General features: G+C 69.8%; 13 protein-coding genes. 8 read left to right on the top strand and 5 right to left on the bottom strand.

Annotation, left to right across the window (positions count from 1 at the left end):
* Nucleotides 1-2: 2 nt before the first annotated feature.
* Nucleotides 3-2432 carry a carbohydrate-binding protein gene (locus BZY54_RS28410; RefSeq protein WP_244217381.1) on the top strand — a complete coding sequence of 810 codons (2430 nt, stop codon included), beginning with the start codon at nucleotides 3-5 and terminating at the stop codon, nucleotides 2430-2432.
* A gap of 135 nt (nucleotides 2433-2567) precedes the next feature.
* Here BZY54_RS28410 and BZY54_RS28405 read toward each other — a convergent pair whose 3' ends face one another.
* Nucleotides 2568-3173, bottom strand: a complete 606-nt coding sequence (locus BZY54_RS28405) for a class I SAM-dependent methyltransferase (protein WP_086728187.1) — start codon at nucleotides 3171-3173, stop codon at nucleotides 2568-2570.
* Between the two features lie 374 nt (nucleotides 3174-3547).
* Here BZY54_RS28405 and BZY54_RS28400 point away from each other — a divergent pair, with 374 nt between their 5' ends.
* The 3 genes from BZY54_RS28400 to BZY54_RS28390 all read left to right on the top strand — a co-directional run bounded on the left by BZY54_RS28400 (nucleotide 3548) and on the right by BZY54_RS28390 (nucleotide 6101).
* Nucleotides 3548-3886, top strand: a complete 339-nt coding sequence (locus BZY54_RS28400; protein ID WP_143668140.1) for a hypothetical protein — start codon at nucleotides 3548-3550, stop codon at nucleotides 3884-3886.
* A 212-nt stretch (nucleotides 3887-4098) separates the two neighbouring features.
* The gene (locus tag BZY54_RS28395) at nucleotides 4099-4398 is read left to right on the top strand and encodes a hypothetical protein (RefSeq protein ID WP_086728185.1); all 300 of its coding nucleotides are present in this window, start codon (nucleotides 4099-4101) and stop codon (nucleotides 4396-4398) included.
* A 197-nt stretch (nucleotides 4399-4595) separates the two neighbouring features.
* A complete protein-coding gene (locus tag BZY54_RS28390) occupies nucleotides 4596-6101 on the top strand; it encodes a S53 family peptidase (protein WP_143668139.1) in 1506 nt (501 codons plus the stop codon).
* Between the two features lie 140 nt (nucleotides 6102-6241).
* Here BZY54_RS28390 and BZY54_RS28385 read toward each other — a convergent pair whose 3' ends face one another.
* The 3 genes from BZY54_RS28385 to BZY54_RS28375 form a co-directional block, all read right to left on the bottom strand.
* On the bottom strand, nucleotides 6242-8632 hold the full coding sequence (locus BZY54_RS28385) for a M4 family metallopeptidase (RefSeq protein ID WP_208640790.1): 2391 nt from the start codon (nucleotides 8630-8632) through the stop codon (nucleotides 6242-6244).
* Between the two features lie 385 nt (nucleotides 8633-9017).
* Nucleotides 9018-9908, bottom strand: a complete 891-nt coding sequence (locus BZY54_RS28380) for an MBL fold metallo-hydrolase (RefSeq protein ID WP_086728200.1) — start codon at nucleotides 9906-9908, stop codon at nucleotides 9018-9020.
* A gap of 329 nt (nucleotides 9909-10237) precedes the next feature.
* Nucleotides 10238-10936, bottom strand: coding sequence for a TMEM175 family protein (locus BZY54_RS28375; protein WP_086728182.1), 699 nt, complete (start codon nucleotides 10934-10936; stop codon nucleotides 10238-10240).
* A 665-nt stretch (nucleotides 10937-11601) separates the two neighbouring features.
* On the opposite strand from BZY54_RS28375, the gene BZY54_RS28370 reads away from it, so the two are divergent.
* The gene (locus BZY54_RS28370; RefSeq protein WP_086728181.1) at nucleotides 11602-12450 is read left to right on the top strand and encodes an NmrA/HSCARG family protein; all 849 of its coding nucleotides are present in this window, start codon (nucleotides 11602-11604) and stop codon (nucleotides 12448-12450) included.
* 182 nt (nucleotides 12451-12632) lie between these two features.
* Here BZY54_RS28370 and BZY54_RS28365 read toward each other — a convergent pair whose 3' ends face one another.
* A complete protein-coding gene (locus BZY54_RS28365; protein WP_086728180.1) occupies nucleotides 12633-13469 on the bottom strand; it encodes an alpha/beta fold hydrolase in 837 nt (278 codons plus the stop codon).
* 528 nt (nucleotides 13470-13997) lie between these two features.
* Between BZY54_RS28365 and BZY54_RS28360 the strand changes: the two genes are divergently transcribed.
* The 3 genes from BZY54_RS28360 (at nucleotide 13998) to BZY54_RS28350 (ending at nucleotide 16948) form a co-directional block, all read left to right on the top strand.
* Nucleotides 13998-14723: an alpha/beta fold hydrolase gene (locus BZY54_RS28360; protein WP_086728179.1), complete on the top strand. Its 726-nt coding sequence runs from the start codon at nucleotides 13998-14000 to the stop codon at nucleotides 14721-14723.
* A gap of 210 nt (nucleotides 14724-14933) precedes the next feature.
* Entirely contained in the window at nucleotides 14934-15272 is a 339-nt protein-coding gene (locus tag BZY54_RS28355; protein WP_086728178.1) for a GNAT family N-acetyltransferase, read from the top strand.
* A gap of 494 nt (nucleotides 15273-15766) precedes the next feature.
* Nucleotides 15767-16948 carry an MFS transporter gene (locus BZY54_RS28350; protein ID WP_244217378.1) on the top strand — a complete coding sequence of 394 codons (1182 nt, stop codon included), beginning with the start codon at nucleotides 15767-15769 and terminating at the stop codon, nucleotides 16946-16948.
* The last annotated feature ends 5 nt before the right edge of the window (nucleotides 16949-16953 follow it).

Raw genomic sequence — 16953 nt, 5'->3', positions numbered from 1 at the left:
CAGTGCTCAGCGTGGGGGTCGCGGTGGCCGGATCGACGTCCGCGCAGGCGCGGACCGAGGCGTCGGCAGGTACGGCCGCGGCCGCGCCCAGTGCCGCGACGTCCGACTTCCAGCAGGTCACCCTCGCCAAGGGATCGGACCAGGTGGGCGAGCCCATGGGGCTCGCCGTGCTGCCCGACGGCAGCGCACTGCACAGCTCCCGTGACGGGACCGTCTACCACACCACCCTCGACGGGCTCACCAGCGTGGCGGCGAAGCTGTCGGTCTACACCCATGACGAGGACGGGTTGCAGACCATCGCGCTCGACCCGCACTTCGCCAAGAACCACTGGGTCTACGCGTACTACGCGCCGAGACTCGACACCCCCATGACCGACGCCCCGGAGAACGGAACCGCCGCCGACTTCGCGCCCTACAAGGGCTACAACCAGCTGTCCCGGTTCACCTTCACCGACGGCAAGCTGGACCTGTCCAGCGAGAAGAAGATCATGAAGGTCGACACCGACCGCGGGCAGTGCTGCCACGTCGCGGGCGACATGCACTTCGACGGCAGCGGCAACCTGCTGCTGAGCACCGGAGACGACTCCAACCCGTTCGCCTCCGACGGCTACGCCCCCATCGACCGGCGACCGGAGCGCAACCCCGTCTTCGACAACGAGCGCTCCACTGCCAACACCAACGACCTGCGCGGCAAGCTGCTCCGGATCAAGGTGCACGACAACGGCACCTACACGGTCCCGGACGGCAACCTGTTCCCGAAGGGCACTGCCAAGACCCGTCCCGAGATCTACGCGATGGGCTTCCGCAACCCGTTCCGGTTCAACGTCGACAAGAAGACCGGTGTCATCTACCTGGCCGACTACGGCCCGGACGCCGGCAGCGCGAACCCCAAGCGCGGGCCGGAGAACACCGTCGAGTACAACCGGATCACCAAGCCGGGCTTCTTCGGATGGCCGTACTGCATCGGCAACAACACCCCGTACGTCCAGTACGACTTCGCCACCGGGCAGTCCGGGCAGCCCTTCGACTGCGCCCACCCGGTCAACGACGCTCCCCTGAACACCGGCCTGAAGGACCTGCCCCCGGCCCAGCCGGCCTGGATCTGGAACCACTACGCGGGCAACCCGCTGTTCCCCCAGCTCGGTGGCCAGGGCGCGCCGATGGGCGGTCCCGTCTACAACTACGACTCGGGGCTGAAGTCCGCGGTCAAGTTCCCCCAGAGCTATGACGGGAAGTTCTTCGCCTACGAGTTCGGTGCCCACTGGATCAAGCCGATCACATCCGACAGCAGCGGAAAGATCCAGTCGATCGACACCCTGACCAACGGCAACGACTGGGCCCGCCTGGTCGAGCCCATCGACACCGAGTTCGGTCCGGACGGCTCGCTGTACGTGCTCGACTACGGCAGCGCGTGGTTCGGCGGCTCGCTGGACGCCGGGCTCTACAAGATCGAGTATGCGCCGGGCAACAAGGCGCCGACCGCGGCGATCAAGACGGACACCGCGTCGGGCAAGTCCCCGCTGACGGTCAAGTTCGACGGTACGGGCTCGACCGATCCTGAGAACGACAAGCTCAGCTACGCGTGGGACTTCGACAACAACGGCACGACCGACTCCACGGACGCCACTCCGTCGTTCACCTACACCGCGAACGGCCAGTACCACGCCAAGCTCACGGTCAGTGACCCGAGCGGCCGGACGGGCGTCGCCGCCGTCCTGGTCACGGTGGGCAACTCCACACCGGTACTGTCGTTCTCCCAGCCGCCGAACGGACTGACGTTCAAGGACGGCGACCAGGTCGCGTGGAAGATCGACGCGACGGACCCGGACGGCACCCCGGTGGACTGCTCCAAGGTCCAGGTCAGCTACGCGCTCGGCCACGACATGCACTCCCACAACCTCTCGCAGGCCACGGGGTGCAGCGGTACGTTCTCCATGACCACGGCGGGCCACACCGACGCCGACGACTTCTACGCCATCCTCTCCGCGAGCTACACCGACACCTCCCCGACCGCCGGGGTACCGGACCTCACCGGCACGACGCAGATCGTCCTTCAGCCCAAGGGCAGGCAGGCGGAGTTCTACCGCACGCAGTCCGGCGTGCAGACGGTGAACGACGCCAACGCCCAGGGCAACGAGGCGGTCAAGTCGATCGACAACGGTGACTGGATCGAGTTCGACCCGTACGACCTCCAGGGTGTCAGCAAGATCGACTTCCGGGCGGCGTCGAACGGTGCCGGCGGCACGATCGAGGTCCGCACCGACGCGCCCGACGGCCCGCTGGTCGGCACGGCGACGGTCGGCGACACCTCCGGCGCCTACACGACGGTCAGCGCACCGGTGACCGACCCGGGCGGGACGCACAAGCTGTACTTCGTCTTCAAGGGCGGCAGCGGCGACCTGTTCAGCCTGGACTCCTTCACGATGAGCTGACACGGCAGCAGCCCATGCCCGCCCCGCCGAGCCGTCACCGACGGCCCGGCGGGGCGGTCCGTGTCCCGGGGACTCCGGCCGGGGACGCGCTCGGCCGGCCGGCGGGCGCAGGCGATCAGGGCGCGCCGGGGGACCTCACCGGCGGTGCACGCTGACGGCATAGCCGCCGCCCTCGTAAGGGTCGGCGTCCCAGGTGGCGAAGCGGTCGACGAAATTGAGCCCGGCCGCGGCGCAGCAGTCGTCGTACTCCTCCAGGGTGATGCCGGGCGGCACGGGCAGGTGGGCTTCGTCAAGGCCGAAGCCGGCGACCAGCAGACCGCCCGGGCGCAGGACCGCGGCCAGGCGTCCGACCACCGCGGCCTCGGTGCCGGCAGCGAGCAGCGGGAGGACGTTGCCTGCGGCGACCACGAGATCGAAGCCCGCCGCGATGCCGAGCGGCTCCGGCTCGAACGCGGCCAGATCGACCTGCAACCACGGCAGTGCCGGGGCCTGCTTCCGCGCCACCGCCAGCATCGACGCGTCGAGGTCCACCCCGACACAGTCGTAGCCGAGCTCCGCGAGCCGGATCATGACCCGTCCGGTACCGCACCCGGCGTCGAGCACCCGCGCCCCGGCAGGCACGAGCGCAGCGCACAACCGCGCCTCTCCGTGCACGTCCCGCCCGCTACGGGCCAGGGCGGCGAAGCGTGCGGCGTAGTCGTGTCCGGACGTCCCCCCGGTCAGGTCCTCCCAACGGCTCATGCGGTCGACTATAGGCGGGCCGTGCCCACTCGAAGGACGCGGCCGCAGCTCGCGGGCAGGCGGCTTCGTGGGAGCAGGCGACGGCGAGCTCGTGGCCGACCCGGTGCTCTTCCAGCGCTGCCCGCAGCGTCCGGGTGCCGCCGTGGACCTCGTCGCCTGCGGCCCAGCCCCGGGGTCTACGCTGTGACCCGCGGCCGCCGTGTGATCGTTTGTCCTCACAAACCGATGACCAACGGTGGCCGCAACCGCCTCTCAGCCGACCCCACCGGCGAGATCATCGTCTACGGCCGGAGTACTCGATGACCGACTGCCGGCAAGCCCACGATGCCGCTCGCGCGATCGCCGCAGCGGCCCTGGGACGCGACCCCGGCCCGATGGCCACCACTGAGAGCAGCTCCCACCACGTCTACGTCGGCTCGCACGTCGTCGTGAAGATCATCGATGCCGCGTGCCACGCGCGGCTGAACCGGGAGATCGCACTCGCGCCCCACCTGCCCACCGGCCTCACGGCCCCCCTGCTCGACAGCGGGCTCCACCGGCTGGGCGCGTGCGACGTTCGCTACGCCTGCTACGCCCGCGTGCCGGGAGCTGCTCCCGGCATGGGCATGCCCGGTGTGGACGGAGTGACCGCACGCCTGCTGGCGGAGGAGGCAGCCCAGCGGCTCGACGCGCTGCACAGCTGGACGCCGGCGGAGACGTCGAACAGACACTGAGACAACCCCTCGACCACGGCGGGTTCGTCAGCCAGGCAAGCCTCTTTGCCGAGGTCGAGAATCTCGCCTCCCTGGACCGGGACCGAACCATACCGCGCCGTCTGCTCGACGGCCTGACGGCCATCGCGGAGCGCGCGCCGCTGCACGCACGAGCAGTCGTCCCGGTTCACGCGGACTGTCACTGGGGCAACTGGCTCGCGCACGATCGAAGCGTGACGGCCCTGCTGGACTTCGAATGGGCTCGCTTCGGCGAACCGGTGGATGACTGGTTCTTCCTGGCCCGGTTCAGCGGCCCGCACATGGAGACCGTTCTCGACGTCATCGCCCGTGCGACGACGACCTCCCTGGAAGCCCTCCGGGCAGAATGCGAGGTTCGCGAAGCGAGCTACCTCGCCTCCGACCTCCGCGTCGCGTTGGAACACCCCGATGCCTCTGCACGGATGGCTGCTGACAGACTTCGCGCACTCGAGGAACTCATCGTCGGGCGCCACTGGTGGCGCCACACCCGGTGAAGCCGGTCGGCGCCGGCACCCGGCACCGCACAACTGGCCCAGCCCGAGCGGTTTTTGATCGTTCTTGACAGGACGAGCCTTTCGGCCCAGCAGCCTCAAGGGATAACCTCGCCCCCGTCCGCGACCCCCTGTGCCACCACCCCCCACCTGAGGGGGCGGACACGCAAGTCCCCTTTCGATCTCAAGGGAGGACTCTGATGGCACGCAGCATCAGACAGTGGCTGCTCGCGGGGGTGGGTACCCTCAGCCTCGCGGCAGCGGGCGCCATACCCGCAAGTAGCGCCGCCCACCAGGCGGCTTATCCGCAAGCACGGCCAACGGTCGCCGACTACGCGCAGTTGACGTCCAGTCAGACGCCACCGACCCAGGCCCAGTGCGCGTCAGTGGGACGCCGCTGTTTCAGCCCCCAGGGTATCCAGGCGGCGTACAACGTAGGTCCGCTGCACGCAGCCGGCAACGACGGCCGCGGTCAGACGATCGCCATCGTCGACGCCTACGGCAGCGACACCATGGCCCACGACCTGCACGTCTTCGACCAGGCCTTCGGCGTCGGAGCCATGTGCGGCGAAGAGGGCGTCACCTGTGCGCCCGGCATGCCGACCTTCAGCGAGCTTCACCTGCAGGGCTCGCCCGCCACCAAGGCGCCCCCGTCCACGAGCAACTCCCCCGGGCAGGAGGACAAGAGCGCGTGGGCGCTGGAGGTGGCTCTCGACGTCGAGACCGCCCACGCCATGGCACCCGGCGCCAACATCCTGCTGGTCACCACCCCCACCGCCGAGACCCTCGGGGTGCAGGGCTTCCCGCAGATGATGGCTGCCGAGAGTTACGTCGTCGAGCACCACCTCGCGACCGTCATCTCCCAGTCGTTCGCCTCCGCGGAGGGCGCCTTCCACAACGCCCAGTCCCTGGAGAACCTGCGCTATGCCTACAAGGCAGCGGCGCAGAACGGTGTCACCGTTCTCGGCTCGTCAGGTGACGGCGGCAGCGCCGGCTCGCTCAAGACGCCTGTGGGCAAGGGCGGATCGACGCTCGCCGACCCCGCCGTCGAGTGGCCCGCGTCCGACCCGCTGGTCACCGGAGTCGGCGGCACGAACCTGTGCACCGACCCGGGTGCCACCGGCGGCAGGGTCGTCGACAGCGTCTCCCCGCCCGGAGCCTGCCAGAAGGCCCCCGGCCAGTCGGAGATCGCCTGGGTCGGCTCCGGCGGCGGCTACAGCAGCGTCTTCGCCAAGCCGGACTACCAGTCGCGCGCACTGCCGGCCGGCAGCACCTCCATCGGCGCGATGCGCGGGGTTCCGGACATCTCCCTCCAGGCGAGCCCGTCGACGGGAGCGCTGGTGTACGTGTCCCTCCCGCCCGACGGCCTGAGCGGGCTGAAGTGCGGCAGCACACCGTGCAGCACGGGCTGGTACGACATCGGCGGCACGTCGCTGGCGTGCCCCGAGTGGGCGGGCCTGGTCTCCATCGCCGCCCAGATCAACCACGGTGGACTCGGACCGATCAACCCGGCTCTGTACAAGCTCGCGTCTGACCCGGCCACCTACGCGGCGGACTTCAACGACGTCACCGTCGGCAACAACACCGCCGACGCCTCGGTCCCGGGCTACTCCGCCACCGCAGGATGGGACCCCGTCACCGGACTGGGCACGCCGAACGCGGCGAAGCTCCTGCCCGACCTCGTCAGCGCCGTCCACAGCAGCTGACCCTCCGATCGCACCAACCGGGCATCCCGTCACCTGCCGGTGAAGGGATGCCCGGCAGTCGTCACCGCGGCGTGTGACCAGTGAGGGCCTCGGCAATCGGGGGGCCACACCGGTGGGTGGCCCCCCGATGGACGGACGGATCAGCTGGTCGTCAGGGCCGCGTCATCGATGACGAAGCCGGTGTACAGCAGGGAGTCCTCCACGCCGCTGAACTTCAGCGTGATCGTGGAACCGGCGAACGAGGACAGGTCGAAGGCCCTCTGGGTGTAGCCGGAGGCGGCGTTCAGGTTCGAGTACGTCGCCAGGGTCGTCGACCCCGCGGTCACCGTCAGCTTGTCGTACTGCGTGGTGGTGGTGGTCTCCGCCGTGTCGATGTGCAGGTAGAAGGTGAACTTCGCCTTGCAGCCGGACGGGATCGTCACCGACTGTGACAGGGTGTCGGTGTGGGAGGTGCCGTAACCGTCCAGCCAGGCGTAGTAACTACCGCTGTGAGGCGACTGACCGGTGCTGTTGGTGATGACCCCGCTCGTGGCGGTCCAGGCCGTGTTGCCCGACTCGAAGCCGGGGTTGCGCAGCAGCTGCGCCGGCGAACACGTACCGCCCCCCGAGGAGCTGACCGTCCAGGTGAAGCTCGCGGATCCGGTGGCACCTGTGCTGTCGGTCACCGTCACCGTGGTGCTGTAGGTACCCGCGGTCGTCGGGGTCCCGGAGACGAGGCCGGTCGAGCTGTTGATCGACAGGCCGGTGGGCAGGCCGGTCGCCGCGTAGCTGAGGGACCCGCTGTTGGTGCTGGAGGCGGAGATCTGCAGGCTCACGGCGGTGCCCACGGTGGAGGACTGGTTGCCGGGGCTGGTGACCGTCACGCCCGAGGACGGCGGCGTGATGTGGCTGCCGACGTTGATCCCGGCGAAGGCGTTGCCCACACCGGCGTACTGGGTGGAGCCGGTGCCGTACAGCGCCGCGGCCGCGTTCAGGGCGGCGGTGCGCGCACCGGCGTAGTTCGTGCTGGACGTCATGTACGTCGTCAGCGCCTTGTACCAGATCTGCAGGGCCGCGGCCCTGCCGATGCCCGCGACCGCGACGCCGTCGGAGGTGGGGCTGTTGTACGTGACGCCGTTGATGGTCTTGGTGCCGCTGCCCTCCGAGAGCAGGTAGAACATGTGGTTCGCCGGGCCGGAGGAGTAGTGGACGTCCAGGTTGCCCACCCCGGAGTACCAGCTGTCGGCCGACGCGCCGTCCTTGCTGGGCTTGTCCATGTAGCGCAGCGGGGTGCCGTTGCCGTTGATGTCGATCTTCTCGCCGATGAGGTAGTCGCCCGGGTCGGAGCTGTTGTCGGCGTAGAACTCGACACCCGTGCCGAAGATGTCCGACGTCGCCTCGTTCAACCCGCCTGACTCGCCGGAGTAGTTGAGGCCCGCGGTGTTCGAGGTGACACCGTGGCTCATCTCGTGGCCGGCCACGTCCAGTGAGGTCAGCGCGTGCGTGCTGCCGGAGCCGTCGCCGTACGTCATGCAGAAGCAGCTGTCGTCCCAGAACGCGTTGACGTAGGCCGTGCTGTAGTGGACGCGGGAGTAGGCCGCTCTGCCGTCGTTCCTGATGCCGTTGCGGCCGAAGGTGTTCTTGTAGAAGTCCCAGGTCTCCTGGGCGCCGTAGGCGGCGTCGGCGCCGGCCGTCTGGGTGTTGGACCCGGATCCGTTGCCCCAGACGTCGTCGGCGTCGGTCATCAGGGTTCCGGTGCCCGAGGTGCCGTTGTTGAGGCTGTACGTCTTGTGGCCGCCGCGCGTGGTGTCGTACAGCTGGTAGGTGGAGCCGGACAGTGTGGTGTTGAGCGTCACCGTGCCGCTGTACTGGGTGTTGCCGGTGCCGGTCTGGATGCCCTGGTAGCGGTAGAGCTCCTTGCCGGTGGTGGCGTCCGTGACGACGTGCAGCCGGCTGGGCGTACCGTCGTCCTGCACCCCGTCGACCACCGTCTCCCAGGCGAGTTTCGGGGAGCCGCTGCCGGCCCAGATCACCTTGCGGGCGCTGTCCGCGGTCGGCTGCCGGGCGTCGAGCGCCTTCGCGGCCTTCAGGGCCTTGGTCACGGCGGCCGACTTGGCGAAGGTCGCCGTGGTTGAGGCGACCTTGATGGTGTGCTTGTTGTTGAAGGTGGTGCTCTCCGTGCCGGTGGCCAGGGAGGCCGGCGGGGTGTGCACGACCAGGTCGCCGCCCAGCACGGGCAGGCCGGCGTAGGTGCGGTCGTAACGGGTGTGGAGCGTGCCGTCGTTGTCCTTGACGACGTCCTTGACGACCAGCTTCTCCTCGGCTCCGAGGCCGAGGGAACGCGCGGTCTGCGTCGTCCTCTCGGCCGCACTCTTGATCAGCGCGCTGTGCTGGGCGTTGGTCAGCTTCGCCTCCAGGGCCCCGGTACGCAGGGGACTTGCCTGGGGCACCGGCTTGGCGGCCGCGGGGACCGCCTGGATGCCGACGGCGAGAAACGCGGCAGTCGCCACGAGGGCGCCTGTCGCTGTCGCCTGACGGGAGATTCGTCTCACTCGTACACCTCCTGTGGCGGCCGCGAGTCCTACGGCCGGTGACAGACCGGGCAGACGGGGTGTGCTGCCCGGGACGAGCCGAGCTGTGCGAGAGCGTGACCGTGGCCAGGCCGGACACGGCCCGCGGAACGGCTGGAGGCAGGTTGGCAGTGTTGACCCGAACATGTCATTCACATGGAGGCGAATCGAGGGTTAACCCTCGGCGGCCCCGCGCGCCCTCCGTCAGGAGTCCGGGCACGGACGCGTAACGCCTCGAGGCAGCAAGGGCCTCGAGCAACGCGCACGCCGGCTGCGCATGCGGGAACTGCGAGAGTGGTGGGGCGTCGAGACCGTCCGGGCGCGCCCGTGACACGGCCCGCAGTGCGAGCAGGGAACCGTCACGGGTCTACGTCGCGCGGAACCGCCCCTCCCCCACCTCCGCGACCCGCCCGTCGCCCAGCAGTCGATCCAGGTGCTGAACCGCCGTCCGCCGCTCCACCGGCCTCACGTGCGGTCCTTCGACGTGGGCCCGGTACACCAGCCGGTGCTCGACGATCTCCTCGACGGTCCGCGGCTCGCCGAGAAAGGCGAGCAGCGCTGCCTCCCGCCGATCCACCACGCCGGCGAAGTCGTCGAGCCGGCGCCGGAACTCCGCGGCACCCTCGATGACGCCCTTCTGGTGGGACGTGCCGTACCAGCGGGCGTCGATCTCCCGGCACCGGCGGATCGACGCCTCGTAGTCCACGAGGCTGCTGCCGATGTCGCCGTAGTAGGGACCGAACGACGTCAGGTCGATGTCCGCGACGAACAGGAAGCCGTCGGGCTCGATCAGGAAGCCGCTGTGGCCAGCGGTATGGCCGGGGAGGTGCACGACGGTCACGGTGCGCCCGCCGAGGTCGAAGACGGCACCGTCCTCGAACGCCGTCGCGTCCGGCCGTCCCCGCACGTGGAAGTGGTCCCGCATCATCGTGTCGAACGCGTCGACCGCGTCCGGCGGAAGGCCGTACCCGGCGACCATGGCCTCCCGGGAGCGCAGCGCGTCGAGGTCGGCCTCATGGACGTGGACCGGCACGTCGTAGCTGCCGAGACCGGCGATGTGGTCCTCGTGCGCGTGGCTGACTAGGACCACGTCCGCGGGCGGTGCGCCTTCGACGAGCGACAGCGACGGATCGACGACCAGCGATGCCGTCGTGCCACGTACGAGCAGAGAGTTGCCGTACGGGTAGGCGCCCCGCACGGGGCCGAAGAGCACGTCGACCCCACCGTACGCGACTGCTGTGTACCCCGCGATCGGCATGTCCACGACTGTCGCGCCCTTCGATCCGATGATCCCGCCCATGCCCAGCGCCTGGGCCCGGCCATCCGGCTTTTGATCGCCTCCGCCGCGAAGCAGCGTACTTCCGCAAGACGCGGGAACGGATACCCGCATCCGGCGCGACGACCTCACCGAGCGAAGTCCGCCAGGGACGGCAGCAGCCGCGTCGGCGCCCGTCGAAGGGCGAAGCCAGGCCGAAGGCACCGGCAACGACGCACACCCGCCCGGGCGGAGGCCCGGAAGCGGGTGCCCGCGTCCCCCACCCCGAGAACAGGGCGCCGTGGGCACCTCTGTGTCCGGGGCAGGACGCGTCAGACCGCGCTGCCACGAGCTGCCTGGTCGGCATGGGGTCCCGTACCAGGAGGAGCCGTCCCATCAGGCAGTCCTTCGCTGGTGACGAAGTAGAAGACCGGGAGGACGGTGAACACAGCGATCGCCAGCAGCGGTGCGATGAACACCCCGAGGAGCCCGGCGACGGTGTAGGCGAGGGCTCCGGTCCAGGACCGAAGCCGCCCGTGCCGTACGTATGTGTCCTCCACGTCAGGGTCCAGTAGCTCGGGCCGACGGGCGATCTGTTGGTAGAAGGCCACCCAGCTCAGGCACATCGTTGCGGCGAGGCCGGCGTAGAGGGCGACGGCCACCCGCGCGTCGGAGTCCGTGGGGTCGGTCTGCAGCGCGTCCGCGACCACCGCGGTGGGGAAGGACAGCGCCGCCGTGGTGAGCAGCAGGAACAGGTTGGCAGCATGCAGTCCGCGATCCATGGCTCTGATGCGGACGAAGGCCTGGTGGTGGTTGAGCCAGATCACCGACACGTACCCGAAGGACGCCAGGTAGCCGAGGTAGGCGGGCCACTGCGCCAGCAAGGCCGGACCGAGGCCGCCCGGCTTGTGCGGCGGATCGGCGAGATCGAGAGCCAGCAGCGTGACGGCAATGGCGAACACACCGTCGCTGAAGGCCTCCGCCCGTGTGGTCTCAGAACGAGAGAACTTGCGCAGGTGGGTACGAGACACACCGACTCCCGAAGTACTCGGCCCGCCCCGAAGCAGCGGGTTCGCCAATCGCGCTCCGGAAGTCCAAAGTGTCCGAGGCGTCCGATGGCCCGACGTCGTGCTGCACCTCGGAGCCATCCGGCTGATGGAACTCGTCGCCCATTGCTTCGTCGACCATGCGCGCTCCGCGGGTCCTGTCCGTCGGGCCCGCGAGCAAGTATCCGTGCCGTCTCGTCGACCACGTCCGCGGAGAAGGGTGCTGTGCGCTGCTGGACAAGAAGAGGGCATGGACGGAAAGGTCTTGTCGCGGGCGGAGGGGAGGACGGCGTCGCCGGACCAGCCGTAGCCACGGGATGACACCCCGTGGACAACTCGGACAGCGTTCAGGCCCAACGACTGTCGTCCGCACGCGACTTCGGCGCGGTGGCACTCTGGGGCACGAACCCGTGCGCCGGGAGGCATTTCGCCCGGCGATCACCTGCCTATCGTCGGGAGCGCCGGTACCGACCTGCACCCGCGGCTCGCCTGCGCGCCGGTGCTCCGTGCAGTCGACACGGACCATGTGACAGCCGTGTCGGCGAGCGGACGCGCCGCGTGGGCTGGGCGTGCCGTCCGAGACGGACATCTATGGTGGGGCCGATGCGTTGATCCACTGCGGCACCGCCCACAAGGAAGGAAGTTCTTCAATGGTCGATGGGCCGATCCTGGTACTGGGGGCAACCGGCGGGCAGGGCGGGGCTGTGACCGACGCACTGCTGGGCCGCCGGGCCCCGCTCCGGGCCCTGGTGCGCGACCCCGGGCGGAAATCCGCACGGGATCTGGCCGACAAGGGCGTCGAAGTGGTGGCGGGATCCCTGAGCGATCGCGGGTCGCTCGCCGCGGCGATGAGCGGCGTTGCCGCCGTCTTCGCGATCACCACTCCCTTCGAGGCCGGCGTGGAGGCGGAGGTGGCTCAAGGGCGGGCGATCCTGGCCGCCGCCAGGCAGAAGCGCGTGCCCCATCTCGTGTTCAGCTCGGTAGCCGGGGCCGACCAGCACACTGGGGTACCGCATTTCGACAGCAAGGCGCGCATCGAGGCCGAGCTGGTCTCCGGGGATGTGCCTCATACGATCCTGGGGCCGACGTATTTCTTCGACAACGCCCTGGGCGGTACGGAGCGTATCCTCAGCGGCGTCCTCGATCTGCCGCTGCCGCCAGACCGCCCGTTGCAGCAGCTGGCCCGCCCCGACCTCGGTGCGTTCGCGGCGGAGGTCCTGCTCAACCCCGGCCCCTACGTGGGGCGGCGTATTGAGCTGGCGAGCGATGCGCCCACCCCCGCGCAGATGGCGGCTGCGCTCGGCTCGGCGCTGGGAAGGGAGGTCCGCCATGAGCAGGTACCGCTGACGGCGATCAGCAATCCGGACATGCATGCGATGTGGGCGTTTCTGAACGGACCCGGCTATCGCGTCGACATCCCGGCACTGCACGACGCTCATCCGGAGATCTCCTGGACCAGCTTCGCCGCCTGGGCGCATCGCACGTTCGCGGCCGCTTGACCGCGGCCGTTCTCCGGCCGAACTCCTGACTGCCGCCGTGGCGCGCGGTCTCATGGCTTCTTCGGCGACGCGACGGTGTCCGACCGCGTGCCGACCGGGCACGAGCCCCGTCGGGATCCCCGTCCTCGGCGATCCCGACGGCAGCCTCGATCCGCAGGCCCGTCGAATGGGCCTGCGGCGGGTCAGTTCCTCAGGAAGGCGAGGAGCGCGGTGTTGACCTCCTCCGCGTGGGTCCACAGCAGTCCGTGAGGGGCGCCCTCGATCTCCACGTAGTCGGCGGACGGCAGTGCCTTGTGGAACGGCCGCGCGGTTCCCTCGACGGGCAGGATCCGGTCGCCCGTACCGTGCAGGATCAGGGCGGGTACGTCGATCGCCGGGATGTCGGCCCGGAAGTCGGTGTACCAGGTGGACGGCGCGGCGGCGGCGGCGTAGAAGCCGCCACGCGCCGCCACGTTCCAGCTGTTGCGTACGGCCTCCTCGCTGATCCTGGTGCCGAGGTTCTCGTCCAGGTTGTAGAAGTCCTTGTAGAAGTCCGTGTAGTACGCGTAGCGGTCCGCCTTGACGGCCGCGACGACGCCGTCGAAGAACTCCTTCGGGGCGACGCCTTCGGGGTTGTCGTCGGTCTTGAGCAGGCAGGGCTCCAGCGAGGCCAGGAAGGCGACCTTGGAGACCCGGGCGGAGCCGTAGGCGGACACGTACCGGGCGACCTCTCCGGTGCCCATGGAGAAGCCGACCAGGACGGCGTCCCGCAGGTCGAGGGTCTCCAGTACGGTGTTCAGGTCGGCCGCGAAGGTGTCGTAGTCGTACCCGGTCGTCGGCTGGCTGGACTGTCCGAAGCCACGACGGTCGTAGGTGATCACGCGGTTGCCCGCGTCCAGCAGCACGGCGCTCTGCCGCTCCCAGGAGTGGCCGTCGAGCGGGAAGCCGTGGATGAGGACGACCGGCTGCCCGGTGCCGTGGTCCTCGTAGTAGAGGTCGATGGTGGTGGAGTTCTCCTGACCCACGGTTATGTACGGCAAGCTCGTTCCTTAGTCCGGAGTTACTGGCGCTCGCAGGGCCACCCTCCGATTCGAGGGGGCAGCGCGCTGTGCGGGGGCTCGGCTCATCGGAGGCCGACGCCCTGGTGTTCGCGGCATGCGCGACACCGGATGTCCTCACGCTAAGGCGAACGCCTCGCCGCCTGTTGTCCTCGAGCGCATCGCGGTTTGCCTCAAAGTGCCGGGAAGAGGACGTGTCCCCGGCGCACCGCCGCGCATGGCTCTGAAGGCTCGCCTCCCCACACACCTCGAAGGCGCGGACGGACCACAGGCGGTGCACCGGCAGACAAGGCACCTTCACCGGCCACCCCTAGTGTGCTGTGCGACCCCGTGGCCCACGGTGCGGTTCGGACACCGCCCGGGCCCCGGTCCGGTCCGGCGAAGAACCTGGACCGAGGCAACCGTTCGTTTCTCCTGGCGCCACTCGCTCCCCGTGCAGACGACGGACCCCATCCCGGCCTGCCGGCCCGCATCGGCCGATCACCAACGACAACAAAAGGGAGTTGTGCCTTGTCCCGTTCCGACAGCCCGACCGTCGTACTGGTCCACGGCGCCTTCGCCGACGCCTCCAGCTTCGCCCGCGTCATCCCCGAGCTGATCGCCCGTGGCCTGGACGTGGTGGCGCCCGCGGTGCCCAACCGCAGTCTGCTCGGCGACTCCGCCTACATCGCCTCGATCGTCCGTGGGATACGGGGACCGGTCGTCCTGGTCGGACACTCCTACGGCGGGGCCGTCATCACCGTCGCCGGTGTGGAGGACAACGTCCGAGCGCTGGTCTACCTGGCCGGCTACGCCCTTGAGGAGGGCGAGAGTCTGGGCGAGCTGCAGGGTGGCTTCCCCGGCTCCGACCTCGCCACCGCGCTCGTCCACACGCCGGTCCCGATCGAGGGCTCCACCGCTCCCGGCACCGATGTGTCGGTCGAGATCGACAAGTTCCCGTCCGTCTTCGCCGCCGACGTCGACCCGCGCGTCACAGCCGTCCTCGCCGTCTCCCAGCGTCCGCTGGCCGCGCAGGCCTTCGCGGAGAAGGCACCGAAGGCGGCGTGGAAGACCAGGCCCTCCTGGGGTCTGGTCGCCGCAGCCGACCACACCATCAACCCCGAGGTGCAGCGTTACGGCTACCAGCGGGCCGGCATGACCACCGTCGAAGTCGACTCCTCGCACCTGGTGATGCTCGCCCACCCGGAGCGCGTCATCGAGTTGATCGAGGAGGCCGTCCGGGCCACCGCCCACTGAGCCGGCCTGCCCTCGGCCGGTGCCGTGGGGCCTCAGCCGGCAGCCGGCGGCCGCTCTTGCGCGACGTCGAGGCCAGGGAAGCCCGAGAGAACGCGTCCGGCCGCTTCGGCGGCGTCGATGGTCACGACGGCGACCGCCATTCCGCGCCGACCCTTCCGGACTCGACCATCGCGCCACGCAAGACCCCGTCGCGCCACTGAAAGGCTCACGATGACACAGCCCGCCGCCCCGGCCGTCCAGCGAGTGGACGCCAAGCACCGGTACGACATACTCCTCGACGGCGAGACCGTCGGCCTCACCGCCTACCGCGACCGCGACGGCCAGCGCGTTTTCTACCACACCGAAATCGATGACGCCTTCGCCGGTCAGGGCCTGGCCTCGCTCCTCGTCCAGCAGGCCCTGACCGACACACGTGCTTCCGGGAGACGCGCCGTGCCGGTCTGCCCCTACGTGGCGAAGTTCCTCAAGAGGCACCAGGAATTCGCCGACATCGCCGAGCCCGTGACCCCCGAAGTCCTGCGGTGGCTGAGGACCGTGCTGTCGCAGTGACCCGCCCGTGCCATGACCTGCTCCCGGCCTTCCGAGCCGAGTGACGGCCTCGCCGCCACCGCTACGGGCGGCCTCACGCCGACGGACCGCTCGCCCGACGCCACCGGCAGCCCGGACACGGTCCGTCCTCGATCTCTTCGAGGGGCGGCCGCCACCACAGGTCCGTCGCGGCTGTTCCGGGGCCGTGTGCGTGATCCGGGTCGACCCCTGCGCCTCGGCCGCCACGGGCGGGCCCGAGGCGCCGGCGGCAGGGGAAGCTGCGGCTTATCTCCGATGGAGATGACTGACATTCCGAACCATCGCATCAGACAGGGAAGCACCGAGGGTGGACGGACGCTGTTGCCTGCGTGACGGCATCAAAGAAGCTGCCGGCCACCCCACAGCACTCGTGTCCGCGCCGGTATCCGGCTCTCCTCGTCAAGAAGGTGCACATGTCCGCCTCGCCCGATATCCGGAGCTCGCGCCGGCTCGCAACCGCAACCGCCCCTCACGGCGTGCCGGGTTGGCTGGTCGCGCTCCTGGCAGTCGCCTCCGGCATGACGGTCGCCAACCTGTACTACGCCCAGCCTCTGCTGTCGTCACTGAGCGCTGTCTTCCATACCAGCACGGCCACCACCGGCGCACTGATCACGCTCACTCAGGTCGGCTACGTGATCGGCATGCTCTTCCTCGTCCCGCTCGGTGACCGCCTGGAGAAGCGCAACCTGATCACCGTCCTGCTGGCGGTCACGACCGTCGCCCTGGTGGCGGCGGGGCTCGCCACCAGCTTCCCCATGCTGCTGATCGCCTCACTGGTCAGCGGCGCCACCTCGGTCGTCGCCCAGGTCCTCGTACCCTTCGCCGCCGGCCTCGCTCCCGACCACGCCCGGGGCCGTGTCGTCGGCCGGGTGATGAGCGGCCTGCTCACCGGCATCCTGCTCTCCCGCACGCTGAGCAGTCTGGTCTCGGACCTCGCCGGCTGGCGTGTCGTCTTCCTCGGCTCCGCCGCCCTGATGGCCGTGCTCGCGGTGGCCCTCCGCGCGGCCCTGCCGCAGCACGCGCCCACCACGACCATGCCGTACCACCACGTGCTGCGCTCCACCGTCCGGCTGGCGCGCACGCACCCGGCACTGCTGCGCCGCGGTCTCTACCAGGCGGCGATGTTCGGCGCCTTCAGTGCCTTCTGGACCACGGTCTCCTTCGTCCTGACCGGTCCCCGCTTCCACTACTCCTCGGTCGGAGTCGGAGTGTTCGCCCTCGTCGGCGCGGCCGGCGCGGCCGTAGCCCCGTTCGCCGGGCACTGGGCCGACCGGGGGCTCGTCCGCCCCATGACCGGCATCGCGTTCGTGGTCGCCGCCCTGGCCTTCGCGCTCGCCGGGTTCGGCGGACACAGCGTCGTACTGATCGCTCTGGCCGCGATCCTCGTCGACACGGCCGTACAGACCACCCTGATCCTCGGCCAGCACACCATCTACCAACTCGACTCCGCCGCCCGCGCCCGCCTCAACAGCGCCTTCATCGCCACGTTCTTCGCGGGCGGCGCGGTCGGCTCCCAACTCGGCTCGGTCGTCTACCACGCCGGAGGCTGGAGCGCGCTCACCGTCCTCGGCGCCGCCCTGCCCTTGATCGCCCTCCTCTACTGGACCACCGAGCGCCGGCAGCGTGCGGCGGCGAAGCCCGGCGCCACAACCCCGTGACCGGT

Source organism: Streptomyces carpinensis (assembly GCF_002154505.1).
Lineage (GTDB): Bacteria > Actinomycetota > Actinomycetes > Streptomycetales > Streptomycetaceae > Streptomyces > Streptomyces carpinensis.
The sequence above is the reverse complement of the archived record's forward strand: the minus strand, read 5'-3'. Positions and strand labels throughout refer to the sequence as shown.

Excerpts from the sequence above, each read along its gene's own strand:
- BZY54_RS28380 (WP_086728200.1), bottom strand. The coding sequence starts at position 9,908 with ATGCCGATCGCGGGGTACACAGCAGTCGCGTACGGTGGGGTCGACGTG.
- BZY54_RS28390 (WP_143668139.1), top strand. The coding sequence starts at position 4,596 with ATGGCACGCAGCATCAGACAGTGGCTGCTCGCGGGGGTGGGTACCCTC.
- BZY54_RS28370 (WP_086728181.1), top strand. The coding sequence starts at position 11,602 with ATGGTCGATGGGCCGATCCTGGTACTGGGGGCAACCGGCGGGCAGGGC.
- BZY54_RS28400 (WP_143668140.1), top strand. The coding sequence starts at position 3,548 with ATGGCCACCACTGAGAGCAGCTCCCACCACGTCTACGTCGGCTCGCAC.
- BZY54_RS28405 (WP_086728187.1), bottom strand. The coding sequence starts at position 3,173 with ATGAGCCGTTGGGAGGACCTGACCGGGGGGACGTCCGGACACGACTAC.
- BZY54_RS28355 (WP_086728178.1), top strand. The coding sequence starts at position 14,934 with ATGACACAGCCCGCCGCCCCGGCCGTCCAGCGAGTGGACGCCAAGCAC.